This window comes from Kitasatospora setae KM-6054 (assembly GCF_000269985.1).
Taxonomy (GTDB): domain Bacteria; phylum Actinomycetota; class Actinomycetes; order Streptomycetales; family Streptomycetaceae; genus Kitasatospora; species Kitasatospora setae.
Genome location: NC_016109.1, coordinates 807,686 through 832,938 on the forward strand (window position 1 = coordinate 807,686; position 25,253 = coordinate 832,938).

General features: G+C 75.9%; 26 protein-coding genes. 19 read left to right on the plus strand and 7 right to left on the minus strand.

The features are described from left to right. The first annotated feature begins 88 nt into the window (after positions 1 to 88). The 3 genes from KSE_RS03495 to KSE_RS44180 all read left to right on the plus strand — a co-directional run bounded on the left by KSE_RS03495 (position 89) and on the right by KSE_RS44180 (position 5,048). Positions 89 to 847, plus strand: a complete 759-nt coding sequence (locus KSE_RS03495; RefSeq protein ID WP_014133888.1) for a hypothetical protein — start codon at positions 89 to 91, stop codon at positions 845 to 847. Between the two features lie 254 nt (positions 848 to 1,101). After that, on the plus strand, positions 1,102 to 4,161 hold the full coding sequence (locus tag KSE_RS03500) for a hypothetical protein (protein WP_014133889.1): 3,060 nt from the start codon (positions 1,102 to 1,104) through the stop codon (positions 4,159 to 4,161). Between the two features lie 497 nt (positions 4,162 to 4,658). Beyond that, a complete protein-coding gene (locus tag KSE_RS44180; protein WP_014133890.1) occupies positions 4,659 to 5,048 on the plus strand; it encodes a hypothetical protein in 390 nt (129 codons plus the stop codon). A 416-nt stretch (positions 5,049 to 5,464) separates the two neighbouring features. Here the strand turns inward: KSE_RS44180 and KSE_RS03510 are convergent, their stop codons facing one another. Further along, complete coding sequence (locus tag KSE_RS03510) at positions 5,465 to 6,034, minus strand: DUF6328 family protein (RefSeq protein WP_014133891.1); 570 nt, start codon at positions 6,032 to 6,034, stop codon at positions 5,465 to 5,467. A gap of 178 nt (positions 6,035 to 6,212) precedes the next feature. Between KSE_RS03510 and KSE_RS03515 the strand changes: the two genes are divergently transcribed. The 3 genes from KSE_RS03515 to KSE_RS03525 are packed head-to-tail and all read left to right on the plus strand — an operon-like array spanning position 6,213 to position 7,473. Continuing rightward, the gene (locus KSE_RS03515) at positions 6,213 to 6,899 is read left to right on the plus strand and encodes an HAD family hydrolase (RefSeq protein WP_014133892.1); all 687 of its coding nucleotides are present in this window, start codon (positions 6,213 to 6,215) and stop codon (positions 6,897 to 6,899) included. 23 nt (positions 6,900 to 6,922) lie between these two features. After that, the gene (locus KSE_RS03520; RefSeq protein ID WP_148283052.1) at positions 6,923 to 7,123 is read left to right on the plus strand and encodes a hypothetical protein; all 201 of its coding nucleotides are present in this window, start codon (positions 6,923 to 6,925) and stop codon (positions 7,121 to 7,123) included. Between the two features lie 5 nt (positions 7,124 to 7,128). Then, positions 7,129 to 7,473 (plus strand): hypothetical protein, encoded by a 345-nt coding sequence (locus KSE_RS03525; RefSeq protein WP_014133894.1) that lies wholly within the window; start codon positions 7,129 to 7,131, stop codon positions 7,471 to 7,473. A gap of 70 nt (positions 7,474 to 7,543) precedes the next feature. Here the strand turns inward: KSE_RS03525 and KSE_RS03530 are convergent, their stop codons facing one another. Next, a complete protein-coding gene (locus KSE_RS03530) occupies positions 7,544 to 8,683 on the minus strand; it encodes an AI-2E family transporter (protein WP_014133895.1) in 1,140 nt (379 codons plus the stop codon). 221 nt (positions 8,684 to 8,904) lie between these two features. Between KSE_RS03530 and ddaH the strand changes: the two genes are divergently transcribed. The 7 genes from ddaH to KSE_RS03565 all read left to right on the plus strand — a co-directional run bounded on the left by ddaH (position 8,905) and on the right by KSE_RS03565 (position 14,072). Next, on the plus strand, positions 8,905 to 9,813 hold the full coding sequence (gene ddaH / locus KSE_RS03535; RefSeq protein ID WP_014133896.1) for a dimethylargininase: 909 nt from the start codon (positions 8,905 to 8,907) through the stop codon (positions 9,811 to 9,813). Then, positions 9,803 to 10,915: an iron-containing redox enzyme family protein gene (locus KSE_RS03540; RefSeq protein ID WP_014133897.1), complete on the plus strand. Its 1,113-nt coding sequence runs from the start codon at positions 9,803 to 9,805 to the stop codon at positions 10,913 to 10,915. Before ddaH ends, KSE_RS03540 begins: the two co-directional genes overlap by 11 nt. After that, entirely contained in the window at positions 10,912 to 11,508 is a 597-nt protein-coding gene (locus KSE_RS03545) for a flavin reductase family protein (protein ID WP_014133898.1), read from the plus strand. The genes KSE_RS03540 and KSE_RS03545 overlap by 4 nt, the downstream gene beginning before the upstream one ends. Further along, positions 11,505 to 12,698 (plus strand): carboxylate-amine ligase, encoded by a 1,194-nt coding sequence (locus tag KSE_RS03550; RefSeq protein WP_014133899.1) that lies wholly within the window; start codon positions 11,505 to 11,507, stop codon positions 12,696 to 12,698. The genes KSE_RS03545 and KSE_RS03550 overlap by 4 nt, the downstream gene beginning before the upstream one ends. Before the next feature lie 127 nt (positions 12,699 to 12,825). After that, complete coding sequence (locus KSE_RS03555) at positions 12,826 to 13,491, plus strand: methyltransferase (protein WP_014133900.1); 666 nt, start codon at positions 12,826 to 12,828, stop codon at positions 13,489 to 13,491. Beyond that, a complete protein-coding gene (locus KSE_RS03560; RefSeq protein ID WP_014133901.1) occupies positions 13,478 to 13,795 on the plus strand; it encodes a CDGSH iron-sulfur domain-containing protein in 318 nt (105 codons plus the stop codon). Before KSE_RS03555 ends, KSE_RS03560 begins: the two co-directional genes overlap by 14 nt. 46 nt (positions 13,796 to 13,841) lie before the next feature. Next, positions 13,842 to 14,072, plus strand: a complete 231-nt coding sequence (locus tag KSE_RS03565; RefSeq protein ID WP_014133902.1) for a DUF6213 family protein — start codon at positions 13,842 to 13,844, stop codon at positions 14,070 to 14,072. Between the two features lie 147 nt (positions 14,073 to 14,219). Here KSE_RS03565 and KSE_RS03570 read toward each other — a convergent pair whose 3' ends face one another. Further along, entirely contained in the window at positions 14,220 to 16,742 is a 2,523-nt protein-coding gene (locus KSE_RS03570; RefSeq protein ID WP_148283053.1) for a SpoIIE family protein phosphatase, read from the minus strand. Between the two features lie 200 nt (positions 16,743 to 16,942). Between KSE_RS03570 and KSE_RS03575 the strand changes: the two genes are divergently transcribed. Then, the gene (locus KSE_RS03575; RefSeq protein WP_033258802.1) at positions 16,943 to 17,476 is read left to right on the plus strand and encodes a type 1 glutamine amidotransferase domain-containing protein; all 534 of its coding nucleotides are present in this window, start codon (positions 16,943 to 16,945) and stop codon (positions 17,474 to 17,476) included. A gap of 45 nt (positions 17,477 to 17,521) precedes the next feature. Here KSE_RS03575 and KSE_RS03580 read toward each other — a convergent pair whose 3' ends face one another. From KSE_RS03580 to KSE_RS03590, 3 genes are all read right to left on the minus strand, one after another. Beyond that, positions 17,522 to 17,758, minus strand: a complete 237-nt coding sequence (locus KSE_RS03580; RefSeq protein ID WP_014133905.1) for a DUF6296 family protein — start codon at positions 17,756 to 17,758, stop codon at positions 17,522 to 17,524. A 107-nt stretch (positions 17,759 to 17,865) separates the two neighbouring features. After that, the gene (locus tag KSE_RS03585) at positions 17,866 to 18,156 is read right to left on the minus strand and encodes a DUF427 domain-containing protein (RefSeq protein WP_014133906.1); all 291 of its coding nucleotides are present in this window, start codon (positions 18,154 to 18,156) and stop codon (positions 17,866 to 17,868) included. 93 nt (positions 18,157 to 18,249) lie between these two features. Then, the gene (locus KSE_RS03590; protein ID WP_033258801.1) at positions 18,250 to 18,627 is read right to left on the minus strand and encodes a MerR family transcriptional regulator; all 378 of its coding nucleotides are present in this window, start codon (positions 18,625 to 18,627) and stop codon (positions 18,250 to 18,252) included. A 75-nt stretch (positions 18,628 to 18,702) separates the two neighbouring features. Between KSE_RS03590 and KSE_RS03595 the strand changes: the two genes are divergently transcribed. The 4 genes from KSE_RS03595 (at position 18,703) to KSE_RS03610 (ending at position 23,316) form a co-directional block, all read left to right on the plus strand. Then, positions 18,703 to 19,920, plus strand: coding sequence for an MFS transporter (locus KSE_RS03595; protein ID WP_014133908.1), 1,218 nt, complete (start codon positions 18,703 to 18,705; stop codon positions 19,918 to 19,920). Between the two features lie 29 nt (positions 19,921 to 19,949). Continuing rightward, on the plus strand, positions 19,950 to 21,380 hold the full coding sequence (locus KSE_RS03600) for an NtaA/DmoA family FMN-dependent monooxygenase (protein ID WP_014133909.1): 1,431 nt from the start codon (positions 19,950 to 19,952) through the stop codon (positions 21,378 to 21,380). Further along, a complete protein-coding gene (locus KSE_RS03605; RefSeq protein ID WP_014133910.1) occupies positions 21,377 to 22,585 on the plus strand; it encodes an LLM class flavin-dependent oxidoreductase in 1,209 nt (402 codons plus the stop codon). The genes KSE_RS03600 and KSE_RS03605 overlap by 4 nt, the downstream gene beginning before the upstream one ends. 413 nt (positions 22,586 to 22,998) lie before the next feature. Beyond that, positions 22,999 to 23,316, plus strand: a complete 318-nt coding sequence (locus tag KSE_RS03610; protein WP_014133911.1) for a hypothetical protein — start codon at positions 22,999 to 23,001, stop codon at positions 23,314 to 23,316. A 126-nt stretch (positions 23,317 to 23,442) separates the two neighbouring features. On the opposite strand, the gene KSE_RS03615 is transcribed toward KSE_RS03610, so the two are convergent. Further along, the gene (locus tag KSE_RS03615) at positions 23,443 to 24,462 is read right to left on the minus strand and encodes a helix-turn-helix domain-containing protein (protein ID WP_014133912.1); all 1,020 of its coding nucleotides are present in this window, start codon (positions 24,460 to 24,462) and stop codon (positions 23,443 to 23,445) included. 173 nt (positions 24,463 to 24,635) lie between these two features. Between KSE_RS03615 and KSE_RS03620 the strand changes: the two genes are divergently transcribed. Beyond that, on the plus strand, positions 24,636 to 25,253 hold the full coding sequence (locus KSE_RS03620) for an ArsR/SmtB family transcription factor (protein ID WP_014133913.1): 618 nt from the start codon (positions 24,636 to 24,638) through the stop codon (positions 25,251 to 25,253).

Genomic DNA, 25,253 nt, shown 5'->3' on the forward strand with positions numbered 1-25,253 from the left:
ACGGCAGATGGGCCCGGACCGGCCCCGCAGGCCAGGCTGAGGACGTCGAAACGGCGGCCGACGGGGCTGCCGGGCAAAGGAGTTCACCATGTCCCGCAGGACCGTCGCGGCCCTCACCGCCACCCTCGCCCTGACCGGTCTGCTCGGCGGCGGCCTGGCCGCCCCGGCCGGCGCGGCCGGCCAGAGCCCGACCAGCCCGAACCCGATCCTGGATCCGATCTCGCGGCCGGAGACGGCGGCGGAGGCGAAGGGCGGTTCCGCGTCCGGCCCGGCGAGCGTGACGGGTACGGCGCGGATCTTCTTCGCGTACTCGCCGGACGACGACATCCGGTTCGGCATCGACGCGCACTCCGCGCCCTGGACCCGGCCGTTGCCCGGCTCGCCGTTCGGCGGCATGCCGACCGACGCAACCGGGACGATCCGGATCTCGCACCACGTCAAGGCCCTGGACATCACCGTCACGGCCGAGGGCCAGGTCGACTGCCTGGTGACCGGCGGGCCGTCCGCCTCCCTGACGGCGGTGATCACCCGGGCCGATCCGGAGGTCGCGGGGTGGGTCGGCAAGCGGATCGGGCTGAGCGTGCTGGACGGCCACGGCCACGAGCCGGACCGGCTGGGCTTCTCCTGGGCGGTGGCCAACGAGCAGCACGGCAGCTCCGATCCGGCGAAGGGCGACGTCGGCACCTGCATGGCCCTCGCCCCGTTCACCACCGTGCGCGAGGGCGGCTTCCGGGTCCGCCCGGCCGACCTCGCCCCGCTCCCGCCCCGCCCCACCGCCGCCCCGTCGTCCCCCGCCGCGCCGCCGGCCAGCACTCCCCCGACCGCCGTCCCGTCGTTCTCCCGCTGACCCGTCCCGTCCCGCTGAGCCGCCCTGTCGAAGTCCGGTCCGCTTCAGGGGTTTCCGGCCCGCCGGGCCCCCGGTTCGGTGCGGGCGCGTTCGAGGGGGCGCCCCGCCCTGTCCGGGAAGGCCGCGACCGCCCACGGAACGTTCGTGCCCATGCCTTAGGATGCCGCCCCGTCGGGTGGATCGAACACGCGTGCCTTCCTCCCGGCCGCCCACCGCCGCACCCTGCGGCCCGACCGGAGGACGGACCGACCACCGTGCCACTTCACCGAACCGCCGGACGCCGGCTCGCCGCGAGCACGCTCGCGCTGGGCCTGCTGTCCGCCGCCCTCGCGGCGACCACGGCCGCCGCGCCGCCCGCCGCGGCCGCTCCGGTCCCGGCCGGCTATCCCGTGCCGGCCGCCCTGAACGCCTCGGGGAGCTTCTCCGACTCGTTCGCGCTGCCGTCGGCGTCGGCCGCCGGTCCGATGTACGGGCTGAACGTCGGTCTGGGCCAGCGTCAGCAGGGCGGCACCGCGCGCGACATCGGGTACACCCGGCTGTCGGGCAGCTGGGACGGCAGCCCGGCGCCGGCGTCCGGCTACGTCCGGGTCGGGCAGGCGGCGACGCCGAACCGGCTGGCGTTCATGACCGGGCTGTCGGCGATCATGCTGGACGCCCCGGTGATCGCCGACGAGAGCGGTCACTACACGGTCAGCACGGTCGTCGACCCGATGACCGGCGACACGTCGAGCGCCAACTGGGCGTCGATCTCGCTGGCGCGCAGCCACCGCAGCAGCGGCTACGTCACCTCGAACGACGTCGACCTCGGCCTGACCGTCAGTTCGAACGGCAACCTCAGTCTGTTCCACAAGGGCATGTCGGTCGGCGAGGTGCCGTTCTGGTCCGGCCACGTGGCGCCGGGCCCGGGCGGCGCGTTCGACGTCACGGTGGACGTGTCGACGGGCGCGGACCGGCTGGTGCGGCTGACCGTGAACGGCACCCCGTTCTCGGCCGTGGCACCGGCGGACGTGACCCGCTGGCCGAGCAGCGCCTACCTGTACCTGGGCGCGTACGACCCGACCGACGCGTCGCCGACCACCTTCGGCAACGGTGCAGGCCGGGGCCTGACGGTCAGCCGGGTGGACACCACCGCGACGTCCGGCCCGCACCCGTTCGTCGACACCTTCGACGGGGTGCCGGGCGGCGCGGCCGACAACGGCCTGAACGGCGAGCTGAGCGCCCGCCAGCCGGCCCTGGTGTCGGCCAACTACTCGCTGGTGAGCGGCGCGCCGGGTCTGCCGGTGTCGCCGCCGGCGGGGGCCGCGAAGGTCAACGGCGCGGGCCAGCCGAACCGGCTGGCGCTGTCCGGCGGCAGCGCGGCGTCCGGCGGGAACGCGGCGGTGCGGCTGAACAAGCCCGCCACCGCGGACCTCGACTCGGGCACGTACACCGTGAGCGCGGCGCTGACCCCGGTGGTCGGCAGCTCGTCGTCCGCGGACTGGGCCTCGCTGGTGCTGAGCGGCTCGTCCGCGTCGACCGGCTGGGTGGAGGGCGCGGACGCCGCGCTGGGCCTGCGGGTGCGGGCGGACGGCCGGTTGCAGCTGTTCCAGGGCGGCACGGCGCTGTGGACGTCCGAGCGGAGCGTCCCGGCGGCGGAGACGTACCGGGTGTCGGTCGCGGTCCGGCCCGGCCCGGCGCGGACCGCGACGGTCACCGTCAACGGCACCGCGTTCCCGGTGGACAGCCCGGCCGACCTGCCCCGGGACGGCTACCTGCTGCTGGGCACCCACCAGTCGGCGGCCGGCCAGGTGACCGCCGTGGACGACCTGCGGGTGTCCATGCTCGGCGGCCTGGACTACTACGGGTACTTCGACACCTGGGACCCGGACAACAACCCGAACTCGGTCAACCACCTGCCCGAGGTCCAGCCGTGGACCAACTTCAGCCAGTTCATCCGGCAGGACCCGGGCTCCGGCTTCCTCGACTACTGCCTGCCGCAGGCGTGCGTGCTGGACGTCGGCAACCTGGTCTGGGACAACTCCGTGTGGGGCCAGGGCTCCCCGCTCCCGGACACGCCGGCCCGGCTGGCCGCGCTCCGGCAGAAGATCGACGGCAACCTGGGCAAGGTCGGCCTGATCTACATGGTGGACGAGCCCTCCGGCTACGCCATGGACCTGGCCGCCCAGAACACCGCGATCGGCCAGATCACCCACGAGTTCCCGGGCAAGGGCATCGGCCTCACGCTGGTGGCCAGCGAGCTGAACACCCCCGAGAAGGTGCCGGCCGGCGTCGAACTGGTCGGCTACGACGAGTACTGCGTCGGCCGGGCCCGGACGGCGGCCAACGTGGTCAAGCTGAAGGCCAAGCTCGCCTCGCCCGACCAGCACCTGTTCCTGATCCCGGAGACCAACCCGGCCGGCGTCGGCCAGCCCGTCGCGGACGGCTGCTGGACCTCCACCGACGCCACGATCGCGGCCGGGAACCTGAACTACCGGGCGATCGCGGCCGCCGACCCGCGGATCACCTACCTGATGAACTTCCGCTGGATCGGCCAGGCCCAGTACACCGGCAGCCCGAAGACCGTCGCCGCCCAGCAGTCGATCGGCCGCGCGGTCATCGGTGCCACGAACACCGCCCGCCCGTCCGGCCCAGCCGGCTACGACCCGGCCACCGGCGCGTTCACCGCGTACGGCCGGGGCGGCGAGCCGCTCGGCACCGCGAACCTCGGCGCCGGCGGCCTCGGCATGACCAGCGGGGACGTCCTGCTCTCCGGCCACTGGAACGGCCCCGGCACCGACACCCTCGGCTACTACCGGCCGTCCACCCGGCAGTTCTTCCTCAGCGACGACAACGCGACCGTCGCCCGCGTCATCACCTACGGCAACACCGGCGACGTACCGCTGGTCGGCGACTGGGACGGCACCGGACGCACCACCATCGGCGTGTACCGGCCCGACGACCAGCACTTCTACCTGAGCAACGACAACGCGACGCCCGCCTACTCGCCGAAGTTCGGCAACCCGGGCGACGTGCCGCTGGTCGGCAACTGGAGCGGCACCGGGCGCAGCACGGTGGCGATCTACCGGCCGTCCACCCAGGAGTTCTTCATGAGCTTCTCCAACACCGCGCCGGTCCCGAACCGCGGCGCCAAGTACGGCAACCCCGGCGACCTGCCGGTCAAGGGCGACTGGGACGCGTCCGGCACCGACGGCATCGGCGTCTACCGGCCGAGCGACCAGACGCTGTACGCCGGTGACGACGACGCGGTGAACATCTTCTCCCGCAAGCTCGGCACCGCCTCCGGCCTCCGGCCGCTGACCGGCAACTGGGGCTGACCCCCGGCCCGTTCCCGCCGTCCACGCCCGCCCCGCTCCCCGCCGTCCACCGACGGGGAGCGGGGCGGGCGCGTTCCGGTGCTGGCGATCGTCGGGCAGACCGACCGGAGCGCCCTGGACGGCGCACGCGCACGCCCACGCGGCCGCCGCCCGGGGCTCCGGCGTCCGGCACCTGGAGTGGTTCCACGACCGCGTCCGGGTCGAGTCGCTGCTCTTCGGCGGCATCCTCGACCCCTCCGGCGGCACCGTCACCCCCGGCGCGGACAACGCCCCCGGCCACGGCCTGGCCCTCGCCGAGGGGCGCGCCGCGCCCTACCGGGTGGACGCCTGACGCCCGCTCGGCGTCGCGCGGGCGTGGCCGGGCGCCTCGGGCCCGTGCGGTGGAGGGCCCGGCCCGGCGGGGACGGAACCGCGCTGATTCGGCCCGGCCGCAGTGGGCAGACGCCCGCCGACCCGGAGCACCACGAAGCCACGGACCAAGCGAAAGGACCTGGACCATGCTGCTGCTCGGACTCCTGCTGTTCGCCGCGACCGGCGCGTTCGCGGGCCTGCTGATCGCCGACAACCTCGGCGGCGGCCCCGAGACGGGCGTCACCGTGCTCGGCCACCAGATCGCCACCGTCAGCACCCTCGGCGCCTTCCTGGCCGGCCTGGCCCTGGCGCTGCTCTTCTGCGCCGGCCTCGCCCTGATGGGCGGCGGCCTGCGCTGGCACCGCCGCCACCGGCGAGCCGCCGCCACCGCCCCGGAGGGCGACCCCGTCGTGCTCGACCGCACCACCGACCCCGCCGCGCCGACGGACGCCCCGGCCGCCGACCGGCCCGCCGCCAACCAGCCCCCCACCGCCCGGCCGACCTCCGGCCGACCGCGCCACCGCTTCACGCACTGAGGTTCCGAGGTTCCCCGACGGGGCCGGGGGACGGCCCTGGCGGGGCGACCGGGAGCGCACCCAGTGGAACTGCGGGGTGTTGACGGCGGGTAGCTGCACCTTCGTGCAGCGCACCGCCGTTCCCTGGTGCGGCAGTTCGCAGCGCAGCGCCTCGGGGCGACCCTGGAGGGCGTGCTTGGCGCCGCTGTACGCGCGCTGCAACGGAACGGGCCCCGATAGGCGGTCGCGGAGCCGGCCTGGACCGCGCTGCCCCGGTCGCGCGGCAGCACCCGGCGCAGCGCGGCCCGGGTGGCGTACACGTAGCCGAGGTAGAGGTGGGAGACCTCGGTGACGTGGCGGAAGTCGGCGGGGGTGTTCTCGGTGAAGGGGGCGGTCACCGCGGACGGCGGACGCGCGGGCCACGGCGCGGCCGACGCTCAACTCCGGCCGCCCCCTCCGTCCCCGTCCCCGTCCCCGTCCTCCGCTTCCCTCCCCCTCCCCTTCCCGTTCCCCTTCCCGTTCCCGTCTCCGTTGCGGTGCAGCAGCAGCCAGGGCAGCAGCAGCCACCAGAGCCCGAACCAGGCCATCACGGCGGCCACGATCAACCAGGCGTACGGGCTGCCGCCGGTGGCCAGGTGCAGCAGCATGAGCAGGGCGGAGCCGACGGTGAGGGCGAGCAGGACGACGCCGAGGGTGACCACCCGGCCGGTGGCGTCGACGAGTTGGGGCTTGAGGCGGCGGCCGGCCAGCAGCCGGTGGTAGGCGACGGGGGCGATCAGCGCGCCGGTCGCGAGGGCGCCGAGGACGACGGTGACCACGTACAGGCCGCGTTCGAAGCCGTCGAGGGTGGTGAAGCGCGGCGTGAAGACCACGCTCAGCAGGAAGCCGAACAGGATCTGCGCACCGGTCTGGGCGACCCGGACCTCCTGGAGGAGTTCGGTCCAGCGCCGGTCCGCCCGCTCGTTCGGGGTCTCGTGTCGGCCCCGGCGCTGCTCGGGTGCGGGCATGGTGGCGACCCCCTTCCGTTCGGCCCCCGTTCCTCCGGGGCGTCTGTCCGCGGGGGTGGCCCGGAAACGGGGCGGCGGGCGCGGAAACGGAGGGGTGTGGGGCACGGCGTCCGGGGTAGACGGGGACAGGCACCGGAACGGCTCCGGTCGGAAGCACTGGTCGTGAGGAGGCGACGGCATGGCAGCGGATGTCGCGGCCGCGCTGTTCGACGTGGACGGCACCTTGGTGGACACCACCTACCTGCACACCCTCGCCTGGTGGCAGGCGCTGGCGCAGTACGGCCACCACGTGGACGCCGCCCGGATCCACCGGGCCATCGGCATGGGCGGCGACCAACTGCTCGACCACCTGCTCGGGGACGACCGGGACCACGACGAGGACGCCGACGTCGCCGCCGCGCACCTCGCCCTGTACGCCCAGCACTGGCCGGGCCTGCGGGCCTTCCCGGGCGCCGCGGACCTGCTCCGGGAGTGCGCCGGACGGGGGTGGCGGGTAGTACTGTCGACCTCCGCCTCGGGCCGCGAACTCGACGTACTGCGCCGGGTTCTGGACGCCGACGACGCGGTGCGCGCGGTGACCGACGCGGACGCGGTGGACAGCGCGAAGCCCGCCCCCGACCTGGTGCGACTGGGCCTGCGACAGGTCGGCGCGCCGGCCGGGCGGTCGGTGTTCGTCGGCGACAGCGTCTGGGACGCCCTGGCCGCCGAGCGGGCCGGCACCCCGTGCGTGGGCGTGGAGACCGGCGGCTTCGCCGCGGCGGAACTCCGCGCGGCGGGCGCCGCCGAAGTGCACTCCTCGGTCGGCGCCCTGCTGGACGACCTGGACGACAGCCTGCTGGCCCGCCCGGGGGCGGGTACCCGATGAACGGAACGGACGGGACGCCCGACGTGAACGATGTGCGCGCGGGCGGTACGAACGCGGCCGGCACGGGCTCCGACGGCCGGGCCCGGCGGGGCGGCTCCCGGTTCCGCCGCCTGGGCTACCGGGCGCGGACGGCCGTCTGGGCGGCCCTGTGCGCGGTGTGCGCGGTGCTGGGCTCGGGCCTGGGCGGACTCCCCGGGACGGCTACGGCCGACGACTGGCGGTGAGACCGATGGACGGCACGACGCTCTCCCCCAGGGAACGCCAACTGCTGGCGGCCCTGGAGGCCGAACTCCGGGTGGACCTCGAACTGGACCTCCGCCTGCGCACCATGCGCCGCCACCAGGTCCGCGCCGTCCTGGGCCCGCCCTGCCGGGTCCTGCTCGCCGCGCTGCTCACCCTGCCGGCCGTCCTCGCGGGTGTGGCGCGGCTGGGGTGGGTCGGGGCGACGGCGGCTGCGGCCTCGGTGGCCTCGGTCACGGCGGTGGTGCTGGCCGTACTGACCAGCGCCGGGCCGAGGATGATCCGATCATCATCTGATGACAATCCGACGAGTCCGACGTCGCGGATCCGATGATCACCTCATGATGATCGGATCATCCCCGGTCCGATCATCTGCCCTCACGGCTCGCCCGCTCCCTCGCCCCTCACCCCGCCTCCTCCCCGTCACGCAGCTCGCGGAACACCGCCCAGCCCACCGACAGCACCGGCACCGCCACGGCCGCCCCGACGATCCCGCCGAGGGTGCCGCCGACGGCCACGGCGAGGGCGACCGCGACGGGGTGCAGGCGGACCGCCCAGCCCATCACCAGGGGGTGCAGGACGTGGCCCTCCAGTTGGCCGATCAGCACGATGAGGGCCAGCACGAGCAGGGCGGTGACCGGTCCCCGGGTGGCGAGGGCGACCAGCGAGGCGACGGCCAGCGCGATCGGCGAACCGACCAGCGGAACGAGCGCGGCCACGAACTCCAGCCCGGCGAGAGGCACCGCCAACGGCACGCCCAGGACCGCCAGCACCACGCCCACCAGGACGGCGTTGGTCCCCGCGACCAGGAACAGTCCCCGGGTGTACCCGGCGAAGGTCCGCCAGGCGGCCCGACCGGCCCGGTGCCGGCGCGACGCGGTCCGGGCCGGCAGCAGGCCGTTCGCCCAGTCCCACATCCGCTCTCCGGAGTGGGCCAGGAACACCGCGCAGAAGAGCGCGAGCGCGGCCCCGGCGGCCGCCTCGACCAGGCGGCCCGCACCGGTGAACGCGGTGGAGAGCACGGCCTGCCGGTGGCTGCCGACCAGGTCGGCCAGCCGGTGCCGGAGGTCGGTGAGCGTCCCGGGCCGGGCGTGCAGCGGCGGGCCCTCCAGCCAGTGCTCCAGCCGGTCCATGCCGCCGCGCACCTGCCCGCCGAGCTGTCCGGCCTGTGCCCGGACCACCACCGCGACCAGCACCCCCAGCCCGGCGAGCAGCACCAGCGCGCCCAGCACCGCCAGCAGCACGGCGACCGCGCGCGGCATCCGGCGGGCCAGCAGGTCGACGGGCGGCCGCAGCACGGCCGTGACCACCAGTGCGACGAACACCGCGACGACCGGCAGCAGCAGCCGACTCACCAGCAGGTAGCCCGCGTACCCGGCCGCCGCCACCACCAGCAGCCGCCAGGCCCGCCCCGCCGCCCGCTCCAGCCCGCCGCTCCCCGCCCGGACGCCCCGCGCGGGGTACGACCGCGTCGCATACCCCCGCGCGGGGTACGACCGCGTCGCGTACGACCGCCCTCCCGACGCCCTCGGCCCGAGCGGCACCCGCCCCCGTCCTCGCGCCTGTCCCCGTCCCCGCTCCTGCCCCCGTACCTGCCCCCGCCGGGGGACGCCACCGCCCCGGCCGTCCGCACGGCGTCCGGCTCCGGACATCACGGCACCACCTCCGGTCCTCCCGTCTGCCCGGACGCCCACCCGCTACCCCCGCCCGGGCCCGCCGCTCCGGAGTCCGTTTCGGCCCGGCCCGGCCCGGACAGACGCGCCGCATGAACCCGGTCCCGATCACCCTCAGCCCTGCCGGCCCGGCCGGCCCCGTCCGCTCCGCGCGGCGGGCCCGGCGGCGGCGGTACCTGCTGTGTCCGCCCGAGCACTTCGCGGTGACGTACGCGATCAACCCGTGGATGGACCCGGACCGTCCGGTGGACCGGGCGGCGGCGCTGCGGCAGTGGCGGGAGCTGGCGGCGGTGCTGCGCGGTCTGGGGCACCGGGTCGACCTGCTGGGGCCCGAGCCGGGGCTGCCCGACATGGTGTTCACCGCGAACGGGGCGACGGTGGTGGCCGGCCGGGTGCTGGTCGCGCGGTTCCGGCACCCGCAGCGCGCGGGCGAGTCGGCGGCGCACCGGCGCTGGTTCGCGGCCGCCCGGTTCGGTCGGGTCAGCACGGCGGCCGAGGTGAACGAGGGCGAGGGCGACCTGCTGGTCGCCGGGCGGCGGATCCTCGCGGCCAGCGGTTTCCGCACCACGCCCGCCGCCCACCGGGAGGCCGAGCAGGTGCTCGGACTGCCGGTGGTGTCACTGGAGTTGACCGATCCGCGCTACTACCACCTGGACACCGCGCTGGCCGTCCTGGACGACTCCCGGGTGATGTACCACCCGGAGGCGTTCGCCCCGCCCACCCGCCGCCTGCTGCGCCGCCTCTACCCGGACGCGATCCTGGCCGACCCGGCGGACGCCGCCGCGTTCGGCCTGAACGCGATCAGCGACGGCCGCCACGTGGTGCTGCCGGCCGCCGCCCGCGGACTGGCCGAACAGGTGCGGGCGGCGGGCTTCGTGCCCGTCCCGGTCGCGCTCCCGGAGCTGCTGAAGGCCGGCGGCGGGCCCAAGTGCTGTGTGCTGGAGCTGCGTTCGGACGAACGGGGCGGACGCGTCGACGGAGGGGCACCCCGTGTCGCCTGAACCGGACGCCGCACCAGCGCCCTCCCTCACCCTCGCGGACGCCGGCCCGCCGCCGCTCCCGGCCGACCGCGGCCCGCTCTCGGCCGCCGTCCTCGGCGCGCTGCGCCACGCCGAACCGAGCCGGCCGCCCGCCGGACTCTCCGACGCGCGGTCCGCCGACCCGTGGGGCGAGGACGCCCAACTCGCGCTGTACGTCTGCTACGAGCTGCACTACCGGGGCTTCGCGGGCGTCGACGACGGCTGGGAGTGGTCACCGGCGCTGCTCGCGCTGCGCGGGCGGCTGGAGCGGGCGTTCCTGGCCGCGCTGCGCCGGGAGGTCGGTGAACCGCCGCCGCTCGCCGCGGTGTTGGCCGACCTGCTGGCCGAACCCCCGGACGGCGACGGGCCTTCGCACCACCTGCTGGCGGCGGGCACCCGGCAGCAGGCCCGCGAGTACCTGGCGCACCGCTCGCTGTACCACCTGAAGGAGGCCGACCCGCAGATGTGGGCGGTGCCCCGGCTGCCGAACCCGGCGAAGGCGGCGCTGGTCGCCGTGCAGTACGACGAGTACGGCGCGGGCCGGCCGGAACGGGCGCACGCCGAGCTGTTCGCCGCGATGATGGCCGACTTCGGCCTCGACCCCGCGTACGGCGGCTACCTGGACGTGGTGCCCGCGCCCGCCCTGGCCGTGGTCAACACCATGTCGCTGTTCGGCCTGCACCGGGCGCTGCGCGGCGCCCTGGTCGGGCAGTTCGCGGCCGTGGAGATCACCTCGCCGCCGGGCGCGGCCCGGCTCGCGGCCGCGTTCGAACGGCTCGGCGCCTCCCCGCGCGGGACGCTCTTCTACCGGGAGCACGTCCTCGCCGACGCCGTCCACGAGCAGTTGGTGCGGCACACCGTGATCGAGCCGCTGCTCACCGGCACGCCGGACCGCCCCGGCGCACCGGACCGCCCCGCCGCCGAGATCGCCTTCGGCGCGCTGGCGTACACCCGGGTCGAGGACCGCCTCGCCGACCACCTGATGACGGCTTGGCGCTCCGGCCGCGGCTCCCTGTGCCGACCCCTCCCGCCGCCGTCCGAACTCGCTCCTACCCGAACGCAGTTGGAAGGATCCCCGCGATGAACCCGCCCGCTGACCAGCCGCCGAACGCACCCGCCGCCGGCTTCGAGGCGTTCCTGCAGCTGCTCGACCAGCCCGTGTACGTCGTCACCACAGCGGCCGGAGGCGAAGGCGACGACCAGGACAACCAGGACGACCGGGACGACGGGAACCGGGCCGGCTGCCTGGTCGGCTTCGGCTCGCCCTGTTCGCTGCGCCCGGCCCGGTTCGCGGTGTGGCTGTCGCACGCCAACCGGACCTACCGGATGGCGTGCCGGTCAACGGTGTTGGCCGTCCACCTGCTGCCGGCCGACGACGCGGGGGCGGCCCTGGCCCGGCTGTTCGGCGGCGAGACCGGTGACGAGGTGGACAAGTTCGCCCGGGCCGGGTGGCGTCCGGGGCCCGCCGGGGTGCCGGTGCTCACGGAGGCGGTGGCCTGGTTCGCCGGGCGGGTGGTCGGCCGGGTCGAGGGCGGGGACCACACCGGGTTCCTGCTCTCCCCGCTGGACGGGGCGCAGGCCGGTGGCGCGGCCGCACTCCCGCCCGCCGCACGGCGGGACGTCACGGCCCTCACCCTGCGGGACGTGGACGGCATCGACCCTGGACACCCGGCATGAGCCCCCGGCCGACCACCCCGCCGAACGGCCGCGTCCCGCCGCGCCCCTCGCCCTCACCGCTGCCGCCGCCCTCGACCTCGACCTCGCCGCTGCCGCCGCTGCTGCGCTTCGGCGTCGAGGAGGAGTTCCTGCTGACCGGCCGGCGCAGCCGGGTCACCGTGCCCGCCGCCGGGGAGGTCGTCGCGGACGCCGCCCGGACGCTCGGGCCGCGCGCCCAGCACGAGTTCCTCGCCACCCAGGTGGAGGGCTGTACCCGGCCGGTCACCACCGCGGCCGAGTTGCGCGCCGAACTCGCCGACACCAGAGACGTGTTGCAGTCGGCCGCCGACCGCGCCGACTGCCGGATCGTCGCCACCGGCACCGCCGTCCTGCCCAGCCGCCACCCGCTGCCGGTCACCCCGCAGGACCGCTACCTGCGGCTGGCCGACCGGATCGACGGCGTCGCCGACCAGGTGGGCGCCGAACTGTGCGGCTGCCACGTCCACTTGGGTGATCTGACGCATCGTCAGGCACTCTCCCTCAGTGCCCGGATCCGTGGCTGGCTGCCGCTGTTCCAGGCGTTCTGCGCCAACTCGCCGTTCTGCGAAGGGATCGATCGCGGCAACGCGTCCAACCGGCCGGACCGGTACGCCCGTTGGCCCACCTTCGGACCGGCCCCCGTACTGGACGAGCCGGGCTACCGCAGCGCCCTGGAGCGGCTGCTCGCGGACGGGGTGATCCTCGACCGCCGGATGCTGTACTGGTACGCCCGTCCGTCCGAGCACCTGCCCACCCTGGAGGTGCGGATCGCCGACAGCAGCGCCGACCTGGACACCGTCCTGCTGCTCGCCGTCCTGCTGCGCGCCCTCGCCCACACCCTGCTCGACCCGCACGTCCGGGCCAGGCCGCGGCTGCTGCCCGATCCGGTGCTGCGCCGCGCCCACCGCAGCGCGGCGGTGGGCGGGTTGGACGCCCGGCTGCCGGACCCGCTCACCGGCGCGCTGCGGCCGGTGCGCCGTCTCCTGCCCGAGCTGGTCGAGTTCACCGCCGGGGCGCTCCGCCGCACCGACGAGCTCGGGCTCGCCCGCGACCTCACCGGCGGCCTGCTGGCCACCGGTTGCGGCGCCGACCGCCAGCGCGCCGCCCTCGCCCGGCACGGCCACCTCAGCGCCGTCGTCGACGACCTCGCCGAACGCACCGCCGCGCGCTGAGCCACCCGCCCCCGCCGGCCCGCCCGCCGAACCACCCGACGACCACCCGACGACCACCCGACGAACCGAACGACGAGCCCGCCCCGCCGCAGGTGTCGCCCGCGCCCTGCCGGGCATACGCGGGCCCATGCTGCTACTGAGACCGCCCGGCGTGTACCCCGCCCAGGGGGACACCGCCCTGCTGCTGGACGTACTGAGCCGGGAGCCGCTGCGGCCCGGCGCGCGCTGCCTGGACATCGGCACCGGCTGCGGCGCGCTCGCCCTGGCCGCCGCGCGGCGCGGCTGCCGGGTGACCGCCGTGGACCTGTCCCGCCTGTCGCTCGCCACCGCCTGGCTGAACGCCCGCCTGCACCGCCTCCCGCTCCGCGTCCGGCACGCCGACCTGCTGCCCGCCCGCCCCCGCGACGGCCCCGGGCCCGGCGGCGGGTACGACCTGGTGCTGAGCAACCCGCCGTACGTCCCCGCCCCGTCCCCCGGCCCGCCGCCCGGAGCCGCCCGGGCCTGGGACGCGGGGTCGGACGGGCGCCTGCTGCTGGACCGGCTGTGCCGCCGGGTGCCGCCGCTGCTGGCGCCGGGCGGGACCCTGCTGCTCGTCCAGTCGTCGCTGGCCCAACCGGCGCTCACCGTAGGGAGGTTGCGTGCCGCCGGCCTGCGGACGACGGTCGCCGCCCGGCGCCTCCAGGGCTTCGGCCCGGTGATGACCGCCCGCGCGCCGTGGTTCGAGCGCACCGGGCTGATCGAACCGGGCGTCCGGACGGAGGAGTTGGTGGTGATCCGCGGTGTCCGCCCCTGATCCCGGCCCCGGCGCCGACCGCTCCCCCGGGTCCGCGTCGGCGTCCGGCCGGATGCCCCGGGTCCGGCTGACCGAACGCGGCCCGCTGCTGGTCGACGGCCCGGTGGAACTGCTGCTGCCGGACGGCACGGTGCTGCGCTGCGACCGCCCGGTCGTCGCGGTCTGCACCTGCCGCCGCAGCCGCCGCTACCCGCTGTGCGACACCAGCCACCGCGCCCGCCGCCGCCCACCCCCGGATGCCACGTCCGCCACCGGCACCGCGGCTCCGTTTCCGGGGGGCGACCCCGGGCAGACGCGCGGGTGAGCGCGGAAGGAAAGCCCAGGGGGAACCACAGGAGGAGGTGGACGTCATGGGACGGCTCAGCGTTCCGGTGATCTGCGGGCTGTCCGGCGGCCTGGCCATTCCGGCCCTCCAGGTGGTCGAACTGCTGAGGGCGCTGCCCGAGGAGTGGCAGGAGTGGGCCGACTGCGAGGGCAGCGGTCTCGACCCGGCGACCACCGGCACGCTCGCCGACCTGGTGCGCCAACTCGCCGACCGGATCGACCTCGCGTGCATCGAGATCGCCAGCGAGGAGGAGTGACCCCACCGCCTCGCGCCTCGACTCGCCCCCACCGGCTCCGCGCGCACACCTCCCCGACGCGCCACCGGGGCGACCGAACCGACGACGGCTACGGCTACGGCAGCGGCAGCGGCAGCGCGGACTGACCTCGGTCCGGCCGCAGCCCGCTCAGCCGTCGACGGCGTGGGTGTCGATGCCGGTGCGGCGGACGGCCAGCACGCAGATGTCGTCGAACGGGTTGGGCGCGCCGAGGCGGCGCAGCAGGTGGTCGAGCAGGGCGTCCGGGTCGGGGGTGGCGCGGTAGTCGGAGCAGGCGCGCAGCAGGCGGGTGGTGCCGTCGTCCGCGCCGTGGTCGGTGCCGCGGCGCTCGGTCAGGCCGTCGGTGTAGAGCAGCAGGGTGTCGTCGGGGGCGAGGCGGAGTTCGGCGGTGGGGCGGTGGGCGCGGGGGGTGACGCCGAGGACGAGGCCGGGGGGCGGGTCGAGGGTGCGGGCGGTGCCGTCGTGGAGCAGGACGGGGGGCAGTTGGCCGGCCCGGGCCCAGGCGAGGTGTCCGGTGCGGGGGTCGAGCCGGGCGACGGTGACGGCGGCGATGTGGTCGGCGCGCTGGTGGCAGAGCATCCGGTCGAGCCGGTCGAGGAGTTGTCCGGGCGGGGTGTCGTCGTAGGCCATCCCCCTGAGCGCGTACCGGAGTTGGGACATCGCGGTGGCGGCGGGCAGGCCGTGTCCGGAGACGTCGCCGACGGCGAGCAGCAGGGTGCCGTCGGGCAGGTCGAGCAGTTCGTACCAGTCGCCGCCGACCTTGCGCGCGCGTTCGGCGGGCACGTAGCGGGCCGCGCTGGCGAGGCCGGGAACGGGGCGGCCGGCGGGGCCGCGCATCAGGGCCTGCTGGAGGGCGCGCACGGCGCGCTGTTCGTCGCCGGTGCGGCGGCGCTGGTCGGCGAGGCGGTCGCGGGTGTCGCTGAGCGCCTGTTCGGCGCGCCGCCAGGGGGTGACGTCCTGGACGACGCCGCTGAGCGCGAGCAGGCGGCCGTCGGCGGCGACGGCCGCCTCGCCGAGGGCGCGCAGGCTGCGGTAGCCGTCGGCCGAGCGGACGGCGAAGTCGACGGTGGCGGGGGTGCGCCCGTCCCGCAGCGCCTCGACGGCGGCCCGGACGGCGGCCCGGTCGGCGGGGGCGATCGCGGCGAGCACGGCGAGCGGGTCGAGGGCGGTGCCGGGGCCCGCCTGCCCTCCCCCGCCCCCGCTCCCGCTCCCGGCTCCGAAGAGTTGTGGGACGCCGTCCGAGCAGGTGATCCGGCGCTCGCCGGGGTGCCACTCCCAGGTGCCGACCCGGGCCAGCCGGGCGGTCTGGGCGAGCTGGGCGATCCGCCGGTCGTGTTCGTCGTGGGCGCGCCAGGTGAGCAGCAGGCCGTCCTGGAGGGGGGCGGCGTGGACGGTCATCGCGCTGGACCGGGCGCTGCCCGCGACGGTCTCGACGTACTGCTCGGCCTCGCCCCGGTAGGGGGTGCCGTCGGCGGTGGCGGTGCGCAGGCGGTCGAACGTCCCGGAGGCGACCATGCCGGGGTACAGCTCGGTCAGCAGGCGTCCGCGCAGGTCGGCGGCGGCGCGGCCGGCCAGGTCGAGGGTGGGCGCGTTGGCGTGCTCGACCCGCAGGTCGGTGACCCGGCCGTCGTCGTCGCGGACGGCGCGCAGCAGCAGCACCGGGTCGAGCAGGCCGTCCAGCACGGCCCGGAACCAGGGGGCGCCCGCCGGGTCGGGCACGGTCTCCGGCGCCCCGGGCGGCGGAACGCCCGGGGGCAGGCGCAGCAGCGTGTCGGCGGTGAGGTCGGCGAGCGCGGCCAGGTGCGCCTGGACGGCGGGGGCGGGGCGGTAGCGGTCGGCCCAGCCGATCTTGAGGGCGCCGAGCAGCCGTCCGCCGGCCCGTAGCGGGAGGGCGCAGACGGTGGTGCCGGGCACCAGGTCGTCGCCGGTCAGGTCGGGGTAGCGGGCGGCGAACTCGCTCCGGTCGACGACCCAGACCGGCCGGCCGGTGCGGGCGGCCTCGGTGAGCGGCACCCGGGTGTGCGGCGGGATCCGCTGCCACTGGCTGAGCTGGCGCGCCGACACGCCGTGCGCGCCGACCAGCCGCAGCGCGCCGTCCGGTTCGCGCACGGCGAGGACCAGCGCCTGCGCGCCGAGCGGCCCGAGGGCGGCCCGGTGCAGGCGTTCGGCGGCCTCGTCCGGGCCGGCGGCGGTGGCGAGCGCGGCGGCGGCCAGGTGGAACCGGGACGCCAGCGCGGCCTCGTCCGCCGGGCCGCCGTCCGGTGCGGTCGCGGCGGCGGCCACGGGGGTGGGCGTAGCGGCGGTGGGCGCGGCGGTCGACGGCCCGGCCTCGTCCTCGGCGCCGGTCCCGCCGGCTCCGCTCCCGCCGGCTCCGCTCCCGCCGGCTCCCGCCCCGGCTGCCGCGCGCGCGGACGGGGGCGGCGCGGACGAGGCGACCAGGTCGGCGGCGAGCCCCACCAGCTTGCGGTTCTCGTCCTGCGAGCGGCGGACCAGTTCGTCGAAGGCCCGCTCCGGCGAGCAGCCGAGCCGTGCCACCAGGACGCCCTTGGCCTGCTCGATCACCGCCCGGGTGCGCATCGCGGTGCGCAGGCCCTCCAGCTCGGTGCGCAGCCGGTCGACCGTGGCCTCCAGCGCGGGCCGTTCGCCGTCCACCGGCTCCACCTCCTCCGTCCGCCCCCACCCTATGTCGCGGTTTCCTCCGTTACGCACCTGTTTGCCCGGCCCGGCCAGTGGTCAGACGCGGGGAGGACGCAGACACCCACCCGGGAACGGAGCCCGCCATGAACGACACCGCCGCCACGGCCCCCGCCACCGACCAGGCCGCCCCGGACGCCCCGGCCGCGCTGGCCGGTCTGACCGTGGCCTTCCTGGCCGCGCCCGAGGGCACCGAGCAGGTCGAGCTGACCTCGCCGTGGCAGACCGTCCTCGACCACGGCGGCACGCCGCGCCTGGTCTCCACCGAGCCGGGCGAGATCCGGGCGTTCCACCACCTCGACCGGGGCGACCCGTTCATGGTGGACGCGCTCGTCGCGGAGGTCTCGGCGGCCGACTTCGACGCCCTGGTGCTGCCCGGCGGCGTCGCCAACCCGGACTTCCTGCGCACCGACCCGAAGGCCGTGGAGTTCGCCGCCGGGTTCTTCCCGCTCGGCAAGCCCGTCGCGGTGATCTGCCACGGCCCGTGGACGCTGGTGGAGGCCGACGTCGTCCGCGACCGCACCCTCACCTCCTGGCCCAGCCTCCGCACCGACCTGCGCAACGCCGGCGCGCACTGGGTCGACCGCGAGGTGGTGGTCTGCACGAACGGCCCCAACACCCTGGTCTCCAGCCGCCGCCCGGACGACCTCCCGGCCTTCGACCGCGCCCTGACCACCGCCTTCGCCGCCTGACGCCGGTCGCCCCAGGGCGCCCCGGCCCCGCCCCCGCCGGGGCGCTCAGGCTTCGGCGAGCGGGTACGCGTACCCGTAGGGGTGGGCCAGGCCGGGCGGGTACGGCTCCAGGAAGCAGGCCACCGAGCCGTGCACGGTCACCCGCAGGCCGCCCGCGCCCAGGTAGACGGTGAGCCCGTCGGGGGTGGTCTCCCCGGAGCGGTACACCACCACCATCACCTGCGGCGCGTGCGCGCCCGGCTGCCCGGGAACGGCGATCCGGTAACCGTGCGACCCGTCCATGACGCCACCTCGTCGTCCTGCTCGTCCACGCCCCCGCCGCCCCGCGCATACCCCCGAGCCCCCGCCCCAACCACCCGCCCCGCGAGGCCCCCGACGCCCCGCCGCAGCTACTCGCCCGCGACGACGTCCACCCCGCGCCAGAACGCGACCCGGTCGCGGACGTGCTCGGCCTCGGGCTTCGGCTCCGGGTAGTACCAGGCGGCGTCCGGGTTCTCGGCGTCGCCCACCGCCACCGTCCAGTAGTGGGCGGTGCCCTTCCACGAGCAGACCGTCGTGGTGCCGCTGGGCACGAAGAACTCCCGGTTCAGCGCCTCCGGCGGGAAGTAGTGGTTGCCCTCCACCACCACCGTGTCCGCCGACTCGGCCAGCACCACACCGTTCCACACCGCGCGCACCATCCCCGCCACCGCCTTCCGCACTCCGCCGATACCGCTCCGTCCCCGAGACAACTCCCGCCGCCGCCAAGGCGTTCCTCCCCGGGCCGGGGGCCGTCAACTCGCCTGTCGGCTCTCGGTGTTCGAGACCACCTCCAGGTACTCCGTCATCGCGTCGCGGTTGCGCACCAGGCAGTTGATCCGCTCCGTGATCCGGTCCCGCTCGTCCGTCAGGGTGGCGATCATCTCGGGTGTGGCGTCGGCGAAGTGGATGGTGCGGGGCTTGTCGAGGCAGGGCAGGATCTGTTTGATGATCCTGGTGGGGAGTCCGGCGTCGAGCAGGCCGCGGATCTGCAGGACGCGGTCGGCCAGGCGTTCGTCGTACTCGCGGTAGCCGTTCGCGGCGCGGGTGGCGACGATCAACTGCTGTTCCTCGTAGTAGCGGAGCAGCCGCCGGGAGGTGTTGGTGCGTTCCGACAGCTGCCCGATGCGCAGGTGCCCCACTGTGACCCGCCTCACGTCAAGTCGCATTGACCCTCACATTGGTGTGAGGGTTTCACGATAGCGGCCATGAGCACTCGTTCACCAGTACACGATCCCTCAGAAACCCTACCCGGCCAGCGGGTTCGCCGTCGCGAACTGCCGCTGTCGGCGCTGCTGGCACTGGCCACGGCGGTGTTCGTGACCAGTCTGACCGAGACGCTGCCCGCAGGCGTCCTGCCCGCGATGGGGGCCGGGCTGGGGGTGGGCGAGTCGGCGGCGGGGCAGGCGGTGACGGTCTACGCGGTGGGGACGGCGCTGACCGCGATCCCGCTGACCGCCGCCACCGCGGCGTGGCGCCGCAAGCGGCTGCTGCTGACCGCGATGGCCGCCTTCGCCGTCGCCAACACCGCCACCGCGCTGTCCTCGTCCTATCCGCTGACCCTCGCCGCACGGTTCCTGGCGGGGGTCGCGGCGGGCCTGGCCTGGGCGCTACTGGCGGGCTACGCACGCCGGTTGACGCCGCCGCACCTTCAGGGGCGGGCGATCGCGATCGTGATGACGGGCATCCCGGTGGCGCTCTCGCTGGGGGTTCCGGCCGGGACGTTCCTGGCGGGGGCGACGGACTGGCGGACGGCGTTCCTGGCGATGACGGCGGTCGCGCTGGGCGTGATCGGCTGGATCGCGCTGTCCGTCCCGGACCAGCCGGGGCAGCCGGCCGAGCGGCGGGCGCGGGTGCTGGGCGCGCTGGCGGTGCCGGGGGTGGTGCCGGTGCTGTTCGTGACGCTGGTGTTCGTGCTGGCGCACACCGTGCTGTACGCGTACGTGGCAAGCTACTTGGACCATCTGGGGCTGGGCGGTTCGACCGATCTGGTGCTGCTGGTGTTCGGCGTGGCGTCTCTGCTGAGCATCTGGGTGACGGGCGCGCTGATCCACGGCCGGCTGCGCGCGCTGACGGTGGCGGGCGCCGCGCTGGTGGCCGGCGCGGCGGCCGGGCTGGCCCTGCTGTCGGGCACGCACCTGCTGGTGTACCTGGCGGCGGCGATGTGGGGCCTGGGCTGGGGCGGAGTACCGACTCTCCTGCAGACGGCGGGCGGTGAGGCCGGCGGCGACCGGGCGGACGCGGTGCAGGCGATGCTGGTGACGCTCTGGAACGTGGCGATGGCCGGCGGCGGCGTGCTGGGCGGGCTGCTGCTGGACACGGCGGGCGCCGGGTCGCTGCCCTGGAGCGTGCTGGCCCTGCTGGTCCCGGTGCTGGCCGTGGTGATCGGCGCCCGGAGGCACGGCTTCCCCGCCCGCAGCTCCTGAACTCCCCCATCCCTCAAGGAGGTTGAACCATGCCAGACCACCCTTCCCGGCGCCCGCCGAAGCGGGTCCACCTCGCCGCGCAGCTCCCCAGCGTGCAGCACACCACCGTCTGGTCGGACCCGCGCTCCGGCAGCCAGATCGCCTTCGACTCCTTCGAGCGCCTCGCGCGCACCGCCGAGCGCGGCAAGTTCGACTTCTTCTTCCTCTCCGAGGGCCTGCGGCTGCGCGAACACAAGGGCCGCCTGCACGACTTGGACGTGGTCGGCCGTCCCGAGTCGCTGACCGTGCTGAGCGCGCTGTCCGCCGTCACCTCCCGGATCGGGCTGGCCGCGACGGTCAACTCGACCTTCAACGAGCCGTACGAGGTGGCGCGGCGGCTGGCCACCCTGGACCACCTGAGCGGCGGGCGCGCCGCCTGGAACGTGGTGACCAGCTGGGACGCGTTCACCGGCGAGAACTTCCGGCGCGGCGGCTTCCTGGACGAGGCGGACCGCTACACCCGGGCCGCCGAGTTCCTGCACGCCGCACGCGCGCTCTGGGACAGCTGGCGCCCCGGCGACGTCCGCGCCGACGCCGCCGGCGGGACGTTCACCCGCGCCGACGCCGGCCGATTCTCCTACCGGGGACGGCACTTCGACATCGCCGGCCGGTTCGCCACCCCGCGCCCGCCGCAGGGGCACCCGGTGGTGATCCAGGCGGGCGACTCCCCGCAGGGCCGCGAGTTCGCCGCCGCCGACGCCGACGTGATCTTCAGCCGGCACAGCGACCTGGCCGGCGGGCGGGCCTTCTACCGGGACGTGAAGGGCCGGCTGGCCAAGTACGGCCGCACACCGGATGAGTTGAAGATCATCCCGTCGGTGACCTACGCGCTGGGCGACACCCCGGCCGAGGCCGCCGAGCACGCCGCCGAGATCGCCCGCGCCCAAGTCGGGCCGCAGACCGCGCTGATGCTGCTGGAGGCGCTCTGGGGCCGCGACCTGTCGGGCTACGACCCGGACGGTCCGCTGCCGGACGTCGAACCGCTGCCGGACGCCGTCGTCACCCGGGGGCACACCCAGTTCCGGGCCGGCCGGGCCGAAACGGTGCGCCGCTGGCGGGAGTCGGCCGAGGCGCGCGGGCTGAGCATCCGCGAACTCGCGATCGAGTTCGCCGGCCGGCCCGACTTCGTCGGCACGCCCCGCCAAGTCGCGGACGCCATCAACGAGTTCGTCCAGACCGATGCGGCCGACGGGTTCATCTTCGTCCCGCACCTGACTCCGGGCGGGCTGGACGACCTGGTGGACCGGGTGGTGCCGCTGCTCCAGGAGATGGGCGTGCACCGCGCCGACTACACCGGCCCCACCCTCCGCGACCACCTCGGCCTGAACGCCCCGCGCGAACCCCGCGAACCCGGCGGGCCGCGTGAACCCCGCGAACCGCGCGTGCTGCGCGCCGACTCCCTTCAGGAGGAGACCCCGTGACCCACCTGCACCTGGCGGTCGCCCTGGACGGCGCCGGCTGGCACCCCGCCGCCTGGCGGGAGCCGGACGCCCGGCCGGAGGAGCTGTTCACCGCCCGCCACTGGGCCGGGCTGGTCCGCGAGGCCGAACGCGGCCTGCTCGACTTCGTCACCTTCGAGGACGCGCTCGGCCTCCAGTCCGCCGCCTTCCACCGACCGGACACCCGCACCGACCAGGTCCGCGGCCGGCTGGACGCCGTCCTGCTGGCGGCCGCACTCGCCCCGCTGACCTCGCACATCGGCCTGGTCCCGACCACCAACGTCACCCACACCGAGCCGTTCCACCTGGCCACCGGCATCGCCTCGCTCGACCACGCGAGCCTGGGCCGGGCCGGCTGGCGCCCGCAGATCACCTCGCGGGCCGCCGACGCCGCGCACTTCGGCCGCCGCACCACCCCGCAGCTGACCGACGCCGACGTGCTCGACTCCGAGCTGATCGCCGCCCGGCTGCGCGAACTCTTCGACGAGGCGCACGAGGTGGTCGAGGCGGTCCGCCGGCTCTGGGACAGCTGGGAGGACGACGCGGAGATCCGGGACGCCGCGACCGGCCGTTTCATCGACCGCGACCGGCTGCACCACGTCGACTTCGCGGGCGCGCACTTCGCCGTCCGCGGCCCGTCCATCACGCCCCGCCCGCCGCAGGGCCAGCCGCTGGTGACCGTCCTCGCCCACGCGAGCACCCCGTACGAACTCGCCGCCGCCGGAGCCGACCTGGTCTACCTGACCCCGCACTCCCGCGCCGACGCCACCGCCCGCCTCGACGCCCTCGCCGCGGCCACCGCCGCCCGCCCCCGGCCGCTGCTCCGGCCGCTGAAGGTCTTCGCCGACCTGGTGGTCTTCCTGGACGACCGCCCGGGCCGGGCCGCCGCCCGCAAGCGCCGCCTGGACGACCTGGACGGCGCCGCGTACACCTCCGACGCGGAGGTCTTCACCGGCACCCCGGGCGAACTCGCCGACCTGCTGCTGGACTGGCGCGAAGCCGGCCTGGACGGCTACCGGCTGCGCCCCGGCGCCCTCCCGCACGACCTCACCGCGATCACCACCGGCCTGGTGCCCGAACTCCGGCGCCGCGCCGCCTTCCGCACCGCCTACACCGCGGACACCCTGCGCGGCCTGCTCCACCTGCCCCGCCCGGCCAACCGCTACGCGTCCGCCGGACGGCGGTAGGCCCCGTCCGGTCCGGCCAGGCCCGGCCCCGGGGAAGCGCCGGGCCGGCCGCCGGGGCAAGCCGCCGGCCCCCGGCTGGCATGTGCAGCGCGACTCCGCGCACTGCGTCGCGGGCTCCATGCACAGCGTCCACTCACCGGCGGATCCCCTTCGAACGGGCCTCCGGGGAACCTACGGTGGGCCACCGAGGAACGAATCCCCCGGCCGCACGGGCCTGACCGTCGAACCTGCCGTTCGACCACTCAGCCGCCCGGCCGCCCAGCCATCCAGCTACCCAGCCGCCCAGCCGTCCAGCCGGGCCCTGTGCTGCGCGCTGCACGCTGCGGGCTCCGCACCCCGGGCCCCGGGCCCCGAGCTCCGTGCCGCCGGGAAGACCGCGTCCTCGTCCCATCCCCCCGCTCCAAGGAGAACTCATGCGCAAGATCCGCACGCTGGCCGCCGCCGGCGCCGCCATCGCCACGCTCGCGCTCGGCGTGGGGGTCGCGACCCCCGCCTCGGCGGCGTCCGACCCGGTGCCCGCGACCTGCACCGAGTACTCCGACCAGTCCACCTACGGCATCACCTGCTCGCAGTACAACCAGTACAGCTACGTCCGGGCCGCCGCCCGGTGCGCCAACGGCTCCTGGGCGCTGGGCTCCTGGGCCCGCATCGGCACCGGGGCCTGGAGCTACGCCTCCTGCGGGAGCGTGGGCTCCTCCTACAGCGGCAACAGCGAGTACAGCTTCCGGTAGCACCCTCCCCCTCCCCGGCGGCCGACCGCCGGGGAGGCACGCCGCGACGGCACGGATCCGGCGCCGTGGGGCCCCGACCCCGGGGCCCTGCGGCGCCGCGCCGCGTCCGCGTCCGGTGCGCCGCGGCTACCCGGCCCCGGGGCTCGCGAGCGCCAGGTACCGGTAGTCGCGCGGGGTGAGCCCGTAGACGGCCTTGAACGCGCGGGCGAAGTCCGAGGGCCGGGGCATGCCGCAGCGCGCGGCGACGGCCTGGATCGGCAGCGCCTGGAGGGCGGGATCGGCGAGTTCCCGGCAGGCTTTCCGCAACCGCTGGCGGCGGATGAACGCCGCGACGGTCTCCCCCTGCGAGCAGCGGGTGAACACGCTGTGCAGGTGGCTGAGCGAGAGGTGGTGGGCGGCGGCGACCGCCGGCGGCGTCAGCCCGGGGTCGTGGAGGTGGGCGCGGACGTAGGCCCGGATCCGCTCCACCAGGACCCGCTGTCCGGCCTCGGGCTCCAGCACCTCCTCGGCGTCGAGCTCCCTGGCGACCACGGCCGCCAGCAGGTCGACCACGGCCGCCCCCAACCGGGACGCCTCGGCGGGCCGCAGCGTGTCGACCTGCCGGTGCAGGCCGGCCAGGAACTGGGTCAGCAGCAGGGCGGCCCCCTCCCGGCCGGGCAGCCCGCGGCCGAACAGGCTGCGCAGGCGGTGCGGGGGGACGGGCAGCAGGGCGGCCGGCAGATCGAGGCCCATCCCCTCGACCCGCGGCCGCCCCGGACCGGTGCCGGGCGGGGCGAGGAACCACGACTCGTAGGGGTGGGAGCTGCTCGCCAGGTGGAGGTCTCCGGCGGCGAGCGCCTCCTCCCGGCCGGTGGCTCCGTCGCGGACCCGGGCGGTGCCGGACGTCACCACGGTGAGGTGGTACCACTCCTCGTCCGAGCGCCGGATCATCCGCTCGGTCCGCCGGACCCGGACGGACGGGCACGACGTCCACAGCAGGACCACCGGCCCCAGTTCGCCGCCGCGTATCGCCGCCGTGAACTCACCGGCCGCGTCGCAGGTCATCTCGGCGTCCCGGGTGCGGGCGAGCAGGTCCCGCCAGGACGCGAAGCACACGCGCTCCGACGTTCCCCCGTGGCCGGCTGCGCCGTCCGTCGGTATCGACATGGTTCCCATGAGTTCCAGTTCCGTCACCCTGTGTCATTTTTCCAAACACCATGCGTAATGCTAGGGACTCCGACCTGCGAGTGTTCGAACTTCCGACAATCAGCTCGGCGCCACTCCCCTCCGACAACTTCTCCCTCCTTGACAAAAAAATTTGTCGGTGTGATCCTGGAGGAGTGCTGGACGTCGCTGTGATCGAAGAACCCGCCGCCGCGGCGGCCTCGCTGGACCCGATGCGGGCCCGGCTGCTGGCCGCGCTGGCCGAGCCGGCCTCGGCCGCCATGCTGGCGGCCCGGCTGGGGATGCCCCGGCAGAAGGTCAACTACCACGTGAAGGAGCTGGAGCGGCACGGCCTGGTCGTGCTGGCCGAGGAGCGCCGCAAGGGGAACGTGACGGAGCGGGTGTACCGGGCGACGGCCGCCTCGTACGTGATCTCACCGGTCGCGCTCGCGGCGGTCAGCCCGGATCCGGCGCGTTCGCCGGACCAGCTCTCGGCGCGCTGGCTGCTGGCCCTCGGCGCCCGGATGGTGCAGGAGGTCGGCACGCTGCTGACCGGCGCGGCCCGGGCCCGGCAGCGGGTGGCCTCGTTCGGGATCGACGCCCGGGTGCGTTTCGCCTCGGCGGCCGACCGGGCGGCGTTCGCCGACGAGCTCTCGCGGGCGGTCACCGACCTGGTCGGCCGCTACCACGACGAGTCCGCCCCGCAGGGCCGCGAGCACCGGCTGATCGTCGGCCTGCACCAGATCCCCACCACCCCGGCCCCGGCCGACCAGCCCCCCGCACAGGAGAACTGA

Coding starts and splice junctions, on each gene's coding strand:
- KSE_RS03495 (WP_014133888.1), top strand. CDS start 89: ATGTCCCGCAGGACCGTCGCGGCCCTCACCGCCACCCTCGCCCTGACC.
- KSE_RS44180 (WP_014133890.1), top strand. CDS start 4,659: ATGCTGCTGCTCGGACTCCTGCTGTTCGCCGCGACCGGCGCGTTCGCG.
- KSE_RS03510 (WP_014133891.1), bottom strand. CDS start 6,034: ATGCCCGCACCCGAGCAGCGCCGGGGCCGACACGAGACCCCGAACGAG.
- KSE_RS03515 (WP_014133892.1), top strand. CDS start 6,213: ATGGCAGCGGATGTCGCGGCCGCGCTGTTCGACGTGGACGGCACCTTG.
- KSE_RS03525 (WP_014133894.1), top strand. CDS start 7,129: ATGGACGGCACGACGCTCTCCCCCAGGGAACGCCAACTGCTGGCGGCC.
- ddaH (WP_014133896.1), top strand. CDS start 8,905: ATGAACCCGGTCCCGATCACCCTCAGCCCTGCCGGCCCGGCCGGCCCC.
- KSE_RS03545 (WP_014133898.1), top strand. CDS start 10,912: ATGAACCCGCCCGCTGACCAGCCGCCGAACGCACCCGCCGCCGGCTTC.
- KSE_RS03550 (WP_014133899.1), top strand. CDS start 11,505: ATGAGCCCCCGGCCGACCACCCCGCCGAACGGCCGCGTCCCGCCGCGC.
- KSE_RS03555 (WP_014133900.1), top strand. CDS start 12,826: ATGCTGCTACTGAGACCGCCCGGCGTGTACCCCGCCCAGGGGGACACC.
- KSE_RS03565 (WP_014133902.1), top strand. CDS start 13,842: ATGGGACGGCTCAGCGTTCCGGTGATCTGCGGGCTGTCCGGCGGCCTG.
- KSE_RS03580 (WP_014133905.1), bottom strand. CDS start 17,758: ATGGACGGGTCGCACGGTTACCGGATCGCCGTTCCCGGGCAGCCGGGC.
- KSE_RS03585 (WP_014133906.1), bottom strand. CDS start 18,156: ATGGTGCGCGCGGTGTGGAACGGTGTGGTGCTGGCCGAGTCGGCGGAC.
- KSE_RS03595 (WP_014133908.1), top strand. CDS start 18,703: ATGAGCACTCGTTCACCAGTACACGATCCCTCAGAAACCCTACCCGGC.
- KSE_RS03600 (WP_014133909.1), top strand. CDS start 19,950: ATGCCAGACCACCCTTCCCGGCGCCCGCCGAAGCGGGTCCACCTCGCC.
- KSE_RS03610 (WP_014133911.1), top strand. CDS start 22,999: ATGCGCAAGATCCGCACGCTGGCCGCCGCCGGCGCCGCCATCGCCACG.
- KSE_RS03615 (WP_014133912.1), bottom strand. CDS start 24,462: ATGTCGATACCGACGGACGGCGCAGCCGGCCACGGGGGAACGTCGGAG.